The following is a 14,037-nucleotide window of genomic DNA, read 5'->3' as shown; positions in this document are numbered from 1 at the left end:
CTTTTCTTTTACTACCTATGGAGCCGCATCATAATGTATTTTCCTCTGATCAATACGTATCAACTGCTCATCCTGTAATCCAAGCAATGATTTTGTCACGGTCTCACGCGCCGTTCCTGTCATATCCGCCAGGTGTTGATGCGTTAATTTCAAATCGATTAGAACACCTTTATCAGAGGGCACTCCGTGCTGTTCTGTTAGACGCAACAACACGTGAGCAACTCCAGATAGAACCAGATAGTGCTCCTCTCCCTCTTCACCCTCAAAAAAGATGGACTCTCCTTTTATATAAGTACGCTCGCCACATACCTTAGCAATTTCAGCTAATTATTCATCATCAAGATGTTCAAAGAACGGAAAATCCCGTAACAGTTGGGTTTGTGATTGAGTATGTTTCACAAATTTTCCAAATGCACCATCGTAAAATGGAAGGTTTTGGTTGCTGAGAACAAGAATAAAGTTAAGATTCTAAAATTCAAGAAGTGAGTTGATGAACATGAGTGATAAGATGGTGGCTGTTTTAAGAAGACAGTTTGATCCAACCGTAGAAATGTTGAAGAATCTTATCGAAGTATGTCCTGATCATTTTTGGAAGGATGCCAAGCATAAATACTGGAAGCATATATTCCATGCTACAACCAGCATGAAATTTTGGTTTAGGCAGCAGAAGGATGAAGAATTCACGATACCTGACTTCGGTAAAGATATAACAGAAGACTTAGATAAGGAGTGCTCTGACTACCCTACTAAGGAGGAAATGACGGAGTACGTAGAGGAGATAATGAGTGTGGCTCGTAATTTTTTTGCTGAACTTACTGACGGCAGATTATTGGAACCATGTGTACTATACGAAGAAATAACTAAAACTGATGTTATCCTCATGCAGATAAGGCATGTTCAACATCATATAGGTTATTGCAACAGCATATTGAATTCGAATCACCTAGAAACAGCAAAGTGGCTATGATAAAATGAGTGACCGAAATCAGCTTCTTTACCACGAGGAGTGTTATTTAATATGGTTTATGAATTTGATAGTGAGATAAAGCTGCTGGAAGGTAAAATGAAATGGAAAGTAGTCTATTTCCCCTATTCAGTAAGGGAGATATTCAATACTAATGGTAAAGTACCTATTCAAATCTCTGTTGACGGGCACGAATTTGACCATACTTTATTGCCGTCAAAGAATGGGCATTATTTTGTTTATAACGAATTTATTCGAAGAGCAGTACAAAAAGAGCTCGGTGATACATTACATATAATACTTAAGAAATGTGAGGAAAATCGTAAACTGATTGTGCCTGATTACATTACTACAAACCTTGAAGAGTACCACATGCTGAATACATTTCTAAACCAGCCTGATTACATTAAACGAGAGCAGATTAATTATATTGAGCTTGCTAAAAAGGAAGATACAAAAAATAGACGAATACTAACTCTAATTGATAAACTTAAGGATTAATAAAGGGACGACAATAAAGTTGAGGTAAAATAAAGACATCAGAGTTAAGCAACGAATAAAATGAGCACCAAACTTTAAAAAATCACAAAAAAAGCGATGAGAAACAATCCTCATCGCTTTCACATTACTAAAACCAGACTTGTTACAGCAAACCTCTGCCATAGTAATAGATGATCGTTTAAGAGTCAGCAACCCTCTGCCCCCTTACGTGGTGCTGGCACGTCGATTAGCAAGTGCCATAGCAGCGGCGTAGCCGGAGCTCCAAGCCCATTGCAGGTTATAGCCGCCGCAATCTCCATCCACATCCATCACTTCACCTGCCAAATACAGCCCAGGGACTAACTTAGATTCTAACGTTCCTTCGATTAGCTCCGTCGTATCAATGCCACCGGCTGTTGTTTGTGCATTCGTGAAGCTATTGGTATCGGTCACTTTAAATTCCCAACGTTTCAAGATTCGATAAAATATTTTCTTGGTTTTCCATGATAAATCCATACAAAGCAAGTGCGGCTGTTGATCAATTCCAGCCTCCTTCAGCAGTACTGGAATCAGTTTCTTGCTGACGATGCCCACAAAAGAATCGGCAACCGTCCGGTGTCCGAAGATCCCCCAGTGGATCTCCAGAAAATCAATTAACTCTTCCTCCGTGCGCTCCGGCATTAAATCAACCGACAATGTCACCGATTCTCCTATTCCGAGATTATACGCAGCCTTTCTGCTGAGCTGAAGTATGGGCGGGCCCGAGATACCATAGTCCGTAAAAAGAATCTCACCAGACTCAGTGCGGATGACTTCATTGTTTACGATAACATGGGCCTCTCCCTCAAATTTGATGCCCGATAGTTCCTTCAAATACGGATAATCCAGCTTCAATTGTACAATGCCTGGCACCGGGTTGATCAGGGTGTGCCCCAGACGTTGGACAAGCGTATAACCGGAGCCGTCCGTTCCCGTTTTGGGAGCGGTAAGGCCGCCTGCACATAGAAAAAGATAGTCGCTGGTATACACAACCTGTTCCTCTGTCTCCGTCTGGCAGGTTATCGCGAACCGCGGATGTCCCGCCGAAACGGTAACATCCAACACTTTATGTTTATAATATACGGGAACATTCCGATCCTCCAGCGCCAGCTTAAATACACCCGGCACCGAAGCCGCCTGCAGCGACATCGGATACATCCGGCCATTCTCCAAGCTTACAAAAGGAAGCCCGAGTGAGGAGAAAAATTCGATCGTTTGGCGGACACCGAATTGCCGCAATACATGTATTGGGAATCCTTCCTGATTACTGTGATACTTGCGTGATAAAGCGGCCGCTTCATCCGTACCGGTGGCGGTGGATTGGTTCGTAATGTTGCAACGCCCGTTACCCGTCGTTATTATTTTCTTCCCAAGCCGGTCATTGCTTTCAATAATTGCTGTATCAATACCTTGATCCCTCGCTGTAACTGCAGCCATTAGACCTGCAGCACCCCCACCGATAATGAACAGCTCGTGGTGCTTAGAAGTCTGATCCTTATACATGTTAATTGATGCATCCCTTTTCCTGATAAATTTATTGAATTGACTTAGCTAGCGCCATGGCGGCCACATATCCGGAACTCCAGGCCCATTGCAGGTTATAGCCGCCGAAATCTCCGTCGACATCCATCACTTCGCCAGCCAAATACAGCCCAGGCACCAGCTTGGATTCCAGCGTTCCTTCGATGAGTTCCGACGTATCAATGCCGCCGGCTGTCACTTGCGCATTCGTAAAGCCATTGGTATCCGTCACTTTAAATTCCCAACGCTTCAAGATTCGATAAAATTTCCCCTTGGTTTTCATCGATAGATCCTGGCAAAGCAGCTCTGGCTGTTGATCTAAGCCAGTCTCTTTTAGTAGGACAGAAACAAGCTTCTTATTGAAGATGCCAACAAGGCAATCCGCCACAGTCCGGTGTCCAAAGGTCTCCCAGAGCCTTTCTAAAAACTCAACTAACTCTTCCTCCGTGCGGCCCGGCATCAGATCAACCGACAATGTTACCTGTTCTCCTCTTGCAAGATGATACGCAGCCTTCCTGCTTAGCTGAAGAATGGGCGGGCCGGTAATACCATAATCCGTGAAGGCAATTTCACCCTGTTCACTGCAGATGACTTTACCGTTCACAATGATATGAGCTTGTCCCTGAGATTTGATAGTGGACAGTGCCCTCATATTCGGATATTGCAGCTTCAATTGCACAATGGCCGGCAAAGGCTCAATCAGGGTGTGCCCCAGACGTTCGGCAAGTGTATACCCAGGAGGTTCTTTTCCCGCATTTGGACCGGCAAGGCCACCCGCAGATAGAAGTAGATAGTCGCTAGTATAAACAACCTCCTCCTCTGTCTCCGTTTGGCATTTTATCTTGAAGCGCGGATGATTCTTCGAAACAGTAACATCCAACACTTTGTTATTGAGGTATACCGGAACATTCCGATCCTCCAGCGCAAGCTGGAAAATATCCAGCACCGCTGCTGCCTGCAGCGACATTGGATACATCAAGCCCTCCTTCAATCTTGTAAGTGGAAGCCCGAGAAAGGAGAAAAAATCTATAGTCTGACGGATGCCAAATTGCTGCAATACCGCAAGTGGAAATCCGGCCTGATTACTGTGATACTTGTGCGATAAAGCAATTGCTTCATCCGTACCCGTCGCAGTGGATTCATTCGTAATGTTACAGCGGCCATCACCTGTCATTAATATCTTCTTTCCAATCCGGTCGTTACCCTCCAGAATGGCAGTATCGATACCCATATCACGCGCAGTAACGGCGGCCATTAGTCCGGCAGCACCTGCGCCGATAATAAACAGCTTGTGGTGCATAGAAGTCTGATTCTCATACATGGTTGGTCAATGCATCCTTTATCCAATTTTTCTAAAACACAGAGTCACTTTATTAAATTATAGCATAAGTATACTGGTTTTCATTTATATCTCCCTATTAACTCTTCCTATCCTAGGTTTGCCTTTTTTATCCCTATATAGAACCTTAAATTTTCCTTCACACCTTCTTCACTGCAATCTTTAATTCCACATACGAAAGATACTGGATCTAGCAAGATACTCATTTTTTTGAACCGCCACGCATAGTCCAGATCATATTCTGAAAATATGAAAAAAGACACCTTTCATGGTGTCTTCAATAGTACTCCATATGGAGCCGAGCCATGGCTGTACAAATCCACAATTCGCCGCCGTGTGATGATTCGGATGTTCGGCGAGGTAGCATAGTTTAAGATCATTCCTTGGTCAGCGTATCGATGCGCGTGTGGCATTGCCCAGCGGATCAAATACGCCATTCTTCTTCCCATTGATAATACTAGCTTCTGCTTCATCTTTAATTAGATTCACTGCATAAGAGCTTGCGGTAGACATATCCGTAACTTTGCCTTTGGAAGCATCTTTATTACACTGATTTAGCCATTCAAGGAAAACAAACTCTCCTATAAAGAAAGGCGATCCTTGAGTAGCATAAAAAAGAGTTGCAACGACAACAAGACCTAGACGAAGCGTTCGAAGCGGTTAATTACAAACTTCGCAAGTACGATCAAATCTAGAAGGGGCAAATAACGGCTGAGCAGGAGTTTGTAATGGGTGATCACGAGGTAATGCATGACGAGTTCCTCTAAATATACACAAAAAAGAACCTTCAACCACTTAGCTTGTGGTTGAAGGTTCTTGCTGTTACGAACTCAGTTTGGCCGCTTCGAGCAAGCGTTGTAAAATGACGGTAGCTTCGGCACGTGTAATGACATTGTTCGGCGTAAGCTGTCCTTGATTGCCTATGATAATTCCGTATTTAACGTTAAGTGCAGCTGCCGCTCTTGCAGACAAGTCGAGCAAATGATGGTCTTTGAATGTGCTAAGCTGTTGAGCGGCTTCGCTATCGGAAATCGCTGTATCCATCCCAGCAAGCTTCATGGCTTTCCCCAGCAACACCATTGCTTCTTCTCGGCTTAGCTTCTCGTTGGGAGTGTACTGGCTGTTGTTACTTGCCGTAACTAACCCGTAGCCTTCCGCAATGGAGACCGTTTCGTAATACCATTGCCCGCTGTTGACGTCAGTAAAGCTAGTAGGCTGATCAACCGTGTGTAATCCGAGAGCCCGGACCAACATCGCCGTGAACTCAGCTCGGGTAATTTGCTTGTTCGGTTGAAAGCTCGATTCAGTGACACCTTGGACGATCAGCTTGGACGCTACTTGTTCGATATCATACTTCGCCCAATGATTCTGAATATCCGCAAAGGTTTTGTCATTCTCTATAACGGCATAGACGCTATTTGTCAGGCTATAAATGACAGCAAAGGTCTTGCCGTTCTCCCTCATCATTCGGGTAGGTACCGGCACGATGTTTCCATCCTTCGTCATCGTAATCCCCGTTATATTTTTATTGTGATCATCTGCTGAATTGGGAATGACAATCGTCCGCTCGACATAGCTAAGAAACTTGTTGAGCTCAATCGTCTTACCGCCATGTGCTGCTGTGATGTTGAAATCAATCGGCGGCGACAAGAGTCTTGCCTTCCCTATACTATTAGCAAGTTGCACGATATCGCTTTCTGGTACATTGGTAATCTCGACTTGAATCACCATGTTTCGCAGTGCATCCTCCGAACCGAAACGCTTCGTGACAAGACTCCAATCGATCCGGTTGGCAGCTAGAAGATAGGAACCAAGCTCCGTTTGAATTAGAATAACTGCGTTTCGGTCATTCAGTGTTGTGATAAGCTGACCGTTTAAGAGCAGAAGAACACGATCTGAATCATTATGGACCGGTATGTTAATGACTGGCTTATCGGGTAAGGAATCGAGGTAACGCGATAATTTCTTCTCGTCGATGGTTACCGTTGTCACTTTCTTTCCGTTCATAACAGCAGTTGTTTCTTTGGCTAAATCCTTCTGTTTAACTCCATTGATCTCGATCTCTAGCCCTAAGCTTGGAATTGGGCTTGTACTTGAGCTTGTACTTGGGTCTGAGCTTGAACCTGAACCGGATTCAGGAGTCGAGATGTTCAGCGTAAACGTGGCAATCGTCTGATTTCCTGCTTCATCGATGACGACTAGCGTGTAGTTGCCAGAAGATATAACTCTCGTTCCGGTTGTGAAGGGCTGACCGTTTAATGTAGCGGTACCTTCATTAAATCCAATCGTCAACGGACTGGTGTAGTTGCTTATTCCTACAGTTAGACCGGTTATAATCGGGTTTGTTCGATCAATTGTGAAAGAAATCATTGTGACGTTACCCGCCTCATCCGTCACCACAAGCGTATAGTCACCTTCGGCAAAAACCGTTGCGCCACTTGCGAATGGATCTCCGTTCAAGGTCGCCGTACCTTCATTGAACGTAATCGATTGATTCGTGTTATAGATAGAGCCGTCGGTCACACCGCTAATGATCGGGACCGTTTTATCGATCGTGAATGCAATGGTTGTAACGTTGCCCATCGCGTCCGTTACGATGAGTGTGTAGTCGCCCTCGGCACTGACTTCAGATCCGCTAGCAAAGGGATCTCCGTTCAATGTTGCGATTCCCGTGTTAAACGTGATCATTCTGTCGGTATTATAACTCGATCCGTAAACAACCCCAGTAACGGTTGGGCCGGCTTTGTGGATCGTAAAGCTGACTGTCGTAACGTTGCCCACCGCATCGGTCACAATGAGTGTATAGTCGCCTTCGGCGGAAACGGTCTCGCCACTTGCGAATGGATCTCCGTTCAACGTTGCCGTACCTTCGTTAAAAGTGATCGTTCTGTCGGTGTTGTAGCTCACCCCGTAAACAACGCCGGTGACGGTTGGAGCGGTTCTGTCAATGGTGAAGTTGGCCGTCGTAACGTTACCCGCCTCATCCGTCACCACAAGCGTATAGTCACCTTCGGCGAAAATGGTTGCGCCACTTGCAAATGGATCTCCGTTCAAGGTCGCCGTACCTTCATTGAACGTAATCGATTGATTCGTGTTATAGATAGAGCCGTCGGTCACACCGCTAATGATCGGGACCGTTTTATCGATCGTGAATGCAATGGTTGTAACGTTGCCCATCGCGTCCGTTACGATGAGTGTGTAGTCGCCCTCGGCACTGACTTCAGATCCGCTAGCAAAGGGATCTCCGTTCAATGTTGCGATTCCCGTGTTAAACGTGATCATTCTGTCGGTATTATAACTCGATCCGTAAACAACCCCAGTAACGGTTGGGCCGGTTTTGTGGATCGTAAAGCTGACTGTCGTAACGTTGCCCACCGCATCGGTCACAATGAGTGTATAGTTGCCTTCGGCGGAAACGGTCTCGCCACTTGCGAATGGATCTCCGTTCAACGTTGCCGTACCTTCGTTAAAAGTGATCGTTCTGTCGGTGTTGTAGCTCACCCCGTAAACAACCCCGGTGACGGTTGGAGCGGTTCTGTCAATGGTGAAGTTGGCCGTCGTAACGTTACCCGCCTCATCCGTCACCACAAGCGTATAGTCACCTTCGGCGAAAATGGTTGCGCCACTTGCAAATGGATCTCCGTTCAAGGTCGCCGTACCTTCATTGAACGTAATCGATTGATTCGTGTTATAGATAGAGCCGTCGGTCACACCGCTAATGATCGGGACCGTTTTATCGATCGTGAATGCAATGGTTGTAACGTTGCCCATCGCGTCCGTTACGATGAGTGTGTAGTCGCCCTCGGCACTGACTTCAGATCCGCTAGCAAAGGGATCTCCGTTCAATGTTGCGATTCCCGTGTTAAACGTGATCATTCTGTCGGTATTATAACTCGATCCGTAAACAACCCCAGTAACGGTTGGGCCATAGCTTTGTGGATCGTAAAGCTGACTGTCGTAACGTTGCCCACCGCATCGGTCACAATGAGTGTATAGTTGCCTTCAGCGGAAACGGTCTCGCCACTTGCGAATGGATCTCCGTTCAACGTTGCCGTACCTTCGTTAAAAGTGATCGTTCTGTCGGTGTTGTAGCTCACCCCGTAAACAACGCTTATGACGGTTGGAGCGGTTCTGTCAATGATGAATTTCACCATCGTGACGTTGCCTGCTGCATCGGTTACAACCAGCGTATACACACCATCCTGATCAATCTTTGTACCGCTTGTATAAGCAGTTCCATTCAATTGCGCTGTCCCTTCATTAAAACTAGGAACTACCGATATATAAATTCCGCCCTCCATTACTCCCGTAACAATTGGCGCCACATTTTCGATCTCAAAGTTAACCGTTGTTACATTACCTACTGTATCGGTTACAACCAGCGTATACACACCATCCTGATCAATCCTTGTACCGCTCATATAAGCAGTTCCATTCAGCTGCGCTGTTCCTTCATTAAAACTGGGAGTAACCGACTTATAAACCCCGCCCTCGCTTACCCCTTTAATTTTAGGTGCTGTTGTGTCTATCTCAAAGTTAATCGTTGTTACATTGCCTGCTGTATCCGTTACAATCAGGGTATACACACCATCTTGTGAAACCTGTGCACCACTAACAAAAGCAGCTCCGTTTAAAGTCGCGGTTCCTTTGTTAAAGGTAATCGTTTTGATTGTGTTGTATATTACACCATTCGCTATTCCCGTTACGGTAGGTGCTATCGTATCAACCTTGAAAACCACCGTCGCACTATTGCCTGCTTGATCGGTGACGATCAGTGTATACGTTCCATCCTGGGTGATGTCTGTACCACTGGTATAGGGACTCCCATTAAGCAATCCGCTGCCTTCATAAAATAGAGGATTAACTTTGCTATTATATACTATGTTATTCACTACATTTGTAATAACAGGAGCTATTGTATCTACTGTAATTGTACTACTAATAGTTGAGTTGCTCGAATTACCAACTCTATCTTTATATTGTACATATACGTTTTTGACTCCCTGTCCAGCCGGAAGGACCCATGACCTCCCGTTCAGATCAGCGATACTGAACCAGCTGGTCTGCCAAGTCCCATTAACATTGGAGAGACGCACCTGCTCAACTCCTGAGCCGCTTCCATCCGTATAGGTTCCTTTTAAAGTGACCATCTCTGATTTCGTCCATGCAGCACCATCATTAATAATCAGTGCACCTGTTGGTGCTGTCTGATCCAATAGAATGATCTGAGAAGAACTGGCAGATATCGCATTGTTGGAATCTCTCACCTGCATATAGATGTTCTTCGCCCCATCCCCTCCACTTAGACTGAATGTTGCTGTATTGCTGAAAGGCAACCAAGATGCCGCCGATAAATTAGCAACGCTATTCGCAAATCTCATATGGGTAACACTATCACCTGCATCAGGATCTGAACCTGTTACGGATAGATTGACTGTGCTGGCGCTTGTCGCTGTTCCCTCCGCAATTTTGAAAGAGCCCGTAGGCGGGGTATTCGTCGGTCCGGTCTCATAAGTAACGACTAGCTTCGGGCGAAATGCAGCATTCGAAGCTTCTAAGGAATACAATAAAAATCTCCCGCTGTCTGCATCTGCTTCATTGCCGTTAAGTGTAAAAGTTACTGTGCGATCAGAACCACCCGTAAAGGCATCGACAGCACTCTTAACATTGAAAGTAATCGATTGATCCTGAAGATAAGTGCCCATCGGCACTTCCGCAGTGCTTTTCGCCGTAAATTTATCTGAAAAAGGGCTATTCACATCTACGAAGGGGAAGGTACCATTAAAATTATGGTCCAAACTATTCGCAGCAGAGCCCCTTGCCTCCATGTACAGCGTGTGATTCGGGACTCTTAATACAGTAGCAACCGCCACAACCAGCTCTGCTGATACAATGGTCCCTTCTGGAGCACCTAAATTGAAAGATGCGGCCATTCTATTGCGCACATTGACGAAGCCGTCATTATTGCTCATGCCGACATATAGATAACCATCTCCGTCATTATCATAGATTCCGTTATATTCCGCTTGACCATTTAATTGCATCGTATCAGCAGTTGCTGTATAGGTCTTTGTAACTGTGCCTCCTGCTGCTTCAGCACTCGGTACCAACCCGGGTGTGATTGTCGTGAATAGAATAGCAATCGTCATGAATAGAGTTAGAATTCTTTCTCTCAATGTTTCTCCCCATTTCATATAAATATCAATATAATACTTTATGTAATATAATTACATTATAAATAAATAATACAAAATAAAAATTTATAGACAATAGCCTTACGAAGCCTATCTTGTCTATGTAATCTATCCATTATATAATTCCAGCATTTGAGAGAATAGTTACTGCTGTCATCACTATTGTCACATGACAAATTTGTAAATTTAACCAGTTATAATTCATCCTATTTAGGTATACTTTAGAGAACGAAAAAACTGGCCTCATGTGTGTTCAATCAGTTGAGAACAGTTACGTATCCCTTCTCGTTCAGCTACCTCCTTATAGCTCGATGAACCCTCTTAATACGCTCTGACCGCCTTTAATTTGAATTCCTCTGTATACTTCTGAAATGTTTGACCTTTTTTAGCCATAAAAAATATCCCCTCCAAGTGGCACTCAAGCCTACATGATAACATGAAGGTTTTTTTGAGTGTCTACTTGAAGGGGATAATATCAATCAGCGGGTCTTTCAAATGGAGCCGAGGGGAGTCGAACCCCTGTTCGAAGATAATGACACATAAGCTTCTACGAGTCTACTTACAGTTTTGATGTCATCCTAGAAGCATTCTAACCAATATTTGATAAGTCATTCTGATTAAGGAGACTGGTCATAGGAATAACTCCTTAGTATAGTGATCCATTTATATAAGTTAATCCTGAATATATCGGTTTTTCACAGTGCTTCTTCGATACGCAGAAAGTACCTTTGGCGCTACAGATGATGGCTGGGTCCTTTTAATTTTTAGAAGTTGCTAATTCCCTGCAGAATCAAGATACGCTTCAGCTTCTTCTATCGATTCGTACAAGTTTGCAATATCTTTAAACATACGATTCATTTGCGTTTTGTAGAACGCCGTAGGCGCAACATACACCCATTTGTGTTTTGTGGACATTCCAGCTTTCACAGCATCTTCACCAGTTGGAGCAAGAATTGCCATCACCTCTTGCTTAAATACCAGACCACCAGTGATTACAGTCATACCTGTAAACCCTCGCTTAGTTTTCTTCAGTATCTTCGGAAATTGTTCTGCGTACGCAAAGGCATCCTCAACTTCCATACCGTCCGATGTTACAATAATTCTGTTTTTATTTTTAACATAATCAATAGTGAAACTCATAATAGTAATTCCCCCGAATATTTTTGCTTTTGAGTGCTTAATGCCATAATCTAATCTTATATCAGTTCGAGCTCTTATAGATGTAGTTTCGGAAAATGTGCCACTAAATATTAACTTCAAAGTGAATGATCTAATTTTAGATGTAGACAACATGTCTACAAAAATAAATACTTTTAGTTCCCCATAATTCCTTGTCTGCATTCGGTCTACAATTCAATCACTAAACAGCAAAAAAACCGCTATCTCAGCGGGTTCCTCTTATGGAGCCGAGGGAAGTCAAACCCCTGTCCGAAGATAACGGCACATAAGCTTCTACGAGTGTAGTCAGAGCTTTGATGTCACAAAATTCATGACTCCCGCCAGAAAATTGTTTTACGGTGTAGTTGTAATTCTAAACTCAAAACTGTGCTATAGCGAAAAATCGGTAACACCCTTTTTATAGGAAAATTTAAGACTATATGTTTCTTCTTTTCCATAGGGCATTGTAGCAATTTTTATACGAGTATAATCAAGCCTGCTATCTCTTAAAACTCTCTTTACCAAGGCTATACTACGTTCTTCTTCCGTAATGATACAAAATATATTAAGAGCATATTTTTTTGGGTCGGAAATGCATTTGCCCATATCAAAGCCATCAACACAACCTAAGTTAGCATCTATTAGAGATATGTCCAGGTATTCCATTACTTTATCTCTTAACCAGTTATCACGTTGGCTTCCTTTTTCACTTTTTAGAGGATACTGTACTACTAACCAAAATTTTTCACTCATTCATAATCACCAGCCAATGAAGAGATTATTATAATAATTATAACAAAGAAACTTTGCAAAAGGGTATCGTTAACAATAGTATGGGAACCATCCTCATGAGGACGGTATTCGTGGTGGTAGAGAAATCTTTTGCAGTTTAAAAATATGCATACCAAACATTCCGAAGACCTCATAGTAGACATGATAAACCACAAGTACACATTTGAGGAATTGGCTGAAATCATTAAAAAGCATGGCCTAACTTTAATTATGAGGATACAAAAAAGCGACCCCTAAAGGTCGCTTTTTCTAATACTCCATATGGAGCCGAGGGGAGTCGAACCCCTGTCCGAAGATAACGGCACATAAGCTTCTACGAGTGTAGTCACAGTTTTGATGTCACCCGAGTATCGCCCCGTAATCCTACTATACGTTGGGTCAGCCTGATTGTCTTCTTCAGCTCACCGCAGGCGGAGATGAGACAGCGTATCCCACTATTTGTTAGCCCCTATCCCTGTCACATGGGCGATGCAGAGTAGAAGCACGCACACAGTTTCTTAGGCTGCGAAAGCGTAGTTGTTTTGTTGTTTGCCGTTTAATAGGCTTTAGCGTTGATGAAGCGGACGCGTCCCCACTACTCGCTACTCATGCTCGAACTACCCCCGTCGAATCCAAGAACGGCCCCTCATTAAAAGGGCGCTTCGGATCAAGCGGATCTTCCAAGCAAGAGAGATCCAATCTACAGCTTCTTATTCAAGAAAACTGTAACGAAGCAATAACTAACTTACTTACTCAGTATAGCACATTTATCAACACTTTAACACGTGGGTTAAAGGAATTGAAGGTTGAAACTGGAACTCATTTGAATCGTCTAGTTCTCCCAGATTATCTGGCGATCTTTTGCTTATCACGCAGTACACGCTGGATATCACGTTGAGCATCTCGCTTGGCAGCCGAGTCACGTTTGTCATACTCCTTTTTACCTTTACCAAGACCAATCAACAGCTTCGCATAGCCATTCCGCACATAAATCTTGAGTGGCACAATCGTAAATCCATCTCGCTTGGACAAGCCCAGCAGTTTATGAATTTGCTCCTTATGCATTAACAATTTACGTGTGCGTGTGGGATCGGTAGGATTGGCACGGTTACCTTGTTCAAAAGGGCTGATATGCATGTTGTGAATCTGAATCTCACCATTGCGGATCGTAGCAAAAGCATCTCCAATATTAGCGCGGCCATTACGCAGCGACTTGATCTCTGTACCCGTCAGCACCAAGCCAGCTTCATAAGTATCCTCGATAAAATAATCATGGGAAGCTTTCTTGTTCTGGGCGAGTACTTTCCCGTCTGCTTTTTTACCCATGAGAATCACTCCTTGAATCATATTCATAAGTTAAAGTAACCATGTCTGTCTAATCTTAAACGACACAGCCATCGAACGTCTGATCTATATTGTAACAAATGGAATCAAGTGAGCGCAAGGAACCTTCAACCAAATATACCTCACCTAATTTGTCATATAGTTGTCAGTAACATTACCCAATATCTAGCATTTGTTACAAAAAACATTAATTTGAGTTGATCTGGACTTTTTTGGAAAATAGCGAG

Annotated in this window: 11 protein-coding genes and 1 other RNA gene; 2 read left to right on the top strand and 10 right to left on the bottom strand. The window is 43.7% G+C overall.

The window, feature by feature from the left end:
* Nucleotides 1-15 precede the first annotated feature (15 nt).
* On the bottom strand, nt 16-213 hold the full coding sequence (locus tag MHH89_RS23060; protein ID WP_076126901.1) for a helix-turn-helix domain-containing protein: 198 nt from the start codon (nt 211-213) through the stop codon (nt 16-18).
* Nucleotides 214-496: 283 nt separating this feature from the next.
* Between MHH89_RS23060 and MHH89_RS23055 the strand changes: the two genes are divergently transcribed.
* Nucleotides 497-967 carry a DinB family protein gene (locus MHH89_RS23055; RefSeq protein WP_175623624.1) on the top strand — a complete coding sequence of 157 codons (471 nt, stop codon included), beginning with the start codon at nt 497-499 and terminating at the stop codon, nt 965-967.
* A gap of 51 nt (nt 968-1,018) precedes the next feature.
* Nucleotides 1,019-1,465, top strand: a complete 447-nt coding sequence (locus tag MHH89_RS23050; protein WP_076282630.1) for a YdeI/OmpD-associated family protein — start codon at nt 1,019-1,021, stop codon at nt 1,463-1,465.
* Nucleotides 1,466-1,669: 204 nt separating this feature from the next.
* On the opposite strand, the gene MHH89_RS23045 is transcribed toward MHH89_RS23050, so the two are convergent.
* From MHH89_RS23045 to smpB, 9 genes are all read right to left on the bottom strand, one after another.
* Nucleotides 1,670-2,986 (bottom strand): BaiN/RdsA family NAD(P)/FAD-dependent oxidoreductase, encoded by a 1,317-nt coding sequence (locus tag MHH89_RS23045; RefSeq protein WP_076282629.1) that lies wholly within the window; start codon nt 2,984-2,986, stop codon nt 1,670-1,672.
* A gap of 31 nt (nt 2,987-3,017) precedes the next feature.
* Entirely contained in the window at nt 3,018-4,325 is a 1,308-nt protein-coding gene (locus MHH89_RS23040) for an aminoacetone oxidase family FAD-binding enzyme (protein WP_081382950.1), read from the bottom strand.
* A gap of 284 nt (nt 4,326-4,609) precedes the next feature.
* Nucleotides 4,610-4,792: a hypothetical protein gene (locus MHH89_RS23035; protein WP_139329976.1), complete on the bottom strand. Its 183-nt coding sequence runs from the start codon at nt 4,790-4,792 to the stop codon at nt 4,610-4,612.
* A 373-nt stretch (nt 4,793-5,165) separates the two neighbouring features.
* Nucleotides 5,166-8,189 carry an S-layer homology domain-containing protein gene (locus tag MHH89_RS23030; protein WP_341088224.1) on the bottom strand — a complete coding sequence of 1,008 codons (3,024 nt, stop codon included), beginning with the start codon at nt 8,187-8,189 and terminating at the stop codon, nt 5,166-5,168.
* A gap of 26 nt (nt 8,190-8,215) precedes the next feature.
* Nucleotides 8,216-10,519: a hypothetical protein gene (locus MHH89_RS23025; protein WP_341088222.1), complete on the bottom strand. Its 2,304-nt coding sequence runs from the start codon at nt 10,517-10,519 to the stop codon at nt 8,216-8,218.
* 792 nt (nt 10,520-11,311) lie between these two features.
* A complete protein-coding gene (locus MHH89_RS23020) occupies nt 11,312-11,677 on the bottom strand; it encodes a hypothetical protein (RefSeq protein WP_076126891.1) in 366 nt (121 codons plus the stop codon).
* A 408-nt stretch (nt 11,678-12,085) separates the two neighbouring features.
* Nucleotides 12,086-12,448 (bottom strand): hypothetical protein, encoded by a 363-nt coding sequence (locus MHH89_RS23015; RefSeq protein WP_076126889.1) that lies wholly within the window; start codon nt 12,446-12,448, stop codon nt 12,086-12,088.
* Between the two features lie 298 nt (nt 12,449-12,746).
* Nucleotides 12,747-13,112, bottom strand: a transfer-messenger RNA (tmRNA) gene (ssrA, locus tag MHH89_RS23010).
* A 200-nt stretch (nt 13,113-13,312) separates the two neighbouring features.
* Nucleotides 13,313-13,792 carry an SsrA-binding protein SmpB gene (gene smpB / locus MHH89_RS23005; protein ID WP_036687155.1) on the bottom strand — a complete coding sequence of 160 codons (480 nt, stop codon included), beginning with the start codon at nt 13,790-13,792 and terminating at the stop codon, nt 13,313-13,315.
* Nucleotides 13,793-14,037 lie beyond the last annotated feature (245 nt).

It is taken from the genome of Paenibacillus sp. FSL H7-0323 (genome assembly GCF_038002725.1).
Lineage (GTDB): Bacteria > Bacillota > Bacilli > Paenibacillales > Paenibacillaceae > Paenibacillus_AQ > Paenibacillus_AQ odorifer.
Note: the sequence above shows the minus strand (reverse complement) of the source record. Positions and strands in the feature narration are given on the sequence as shown.

Bases quoted from the DNA above. Each gene is read 5' to 3' on its own strand.
- MHH89_RS23040 (WP_081382950.1), bottom strand. From the start codon at position 4,325: ATGTATGAGAATCAGACTTCTATGCACCACAAGCTGTTTATTATCGGC.
- MHH89_RS23020 (WP_076126891.1), bottom strand. From the start codon at position 11,677: ATGAGTTTCACTATTGATTATGTTAAAAATAAAAACAGAATTATTGTA.
- smpB (WP_036687155.1), bottom strand. From the start codon at position 13,792: ATGGGTAAAAAAGCAGACGGGAAAGTACTCGCCCAGAACAAGAAAGCT.
- MHH89_RS23050 (WP_076282630.1), top strand. From the start codon at position 1,019: ATGGTTTATGAATTTGATAGTGAGATAAAGCTGCTGGAAGGTAAAATG.
- MHH89_RS23015 (WP_076126889.1), bottom strand. From the start codon at position 12,448: ATGAGTGAAAAATTTTGGTTAGTAGTACAGTATCCTCTAAAAAGTGAA.
- MHH89_RS23035 (WP_139329976.1), bottom strand. From the start codon at position 4,792: ATGGGAAGAAGAATGGCGTATTTGATCCGCTGGGCAATGCCACACGCG.
- MHH89_RS23055 (WP_175623624.1), top strand. From the start codon at position 497: ATGAGTGATAAGATGGTGGCTGTTTTAAGAAGACAGTTTGATCCAACC.
- MHH89_RS23045 (WP_076282629.1), bottom strand. From the start codon at position 2,986: ATGTATAAGGATCAGACTTCTAAGCACCACGAGCTGTTCATTATCGGT.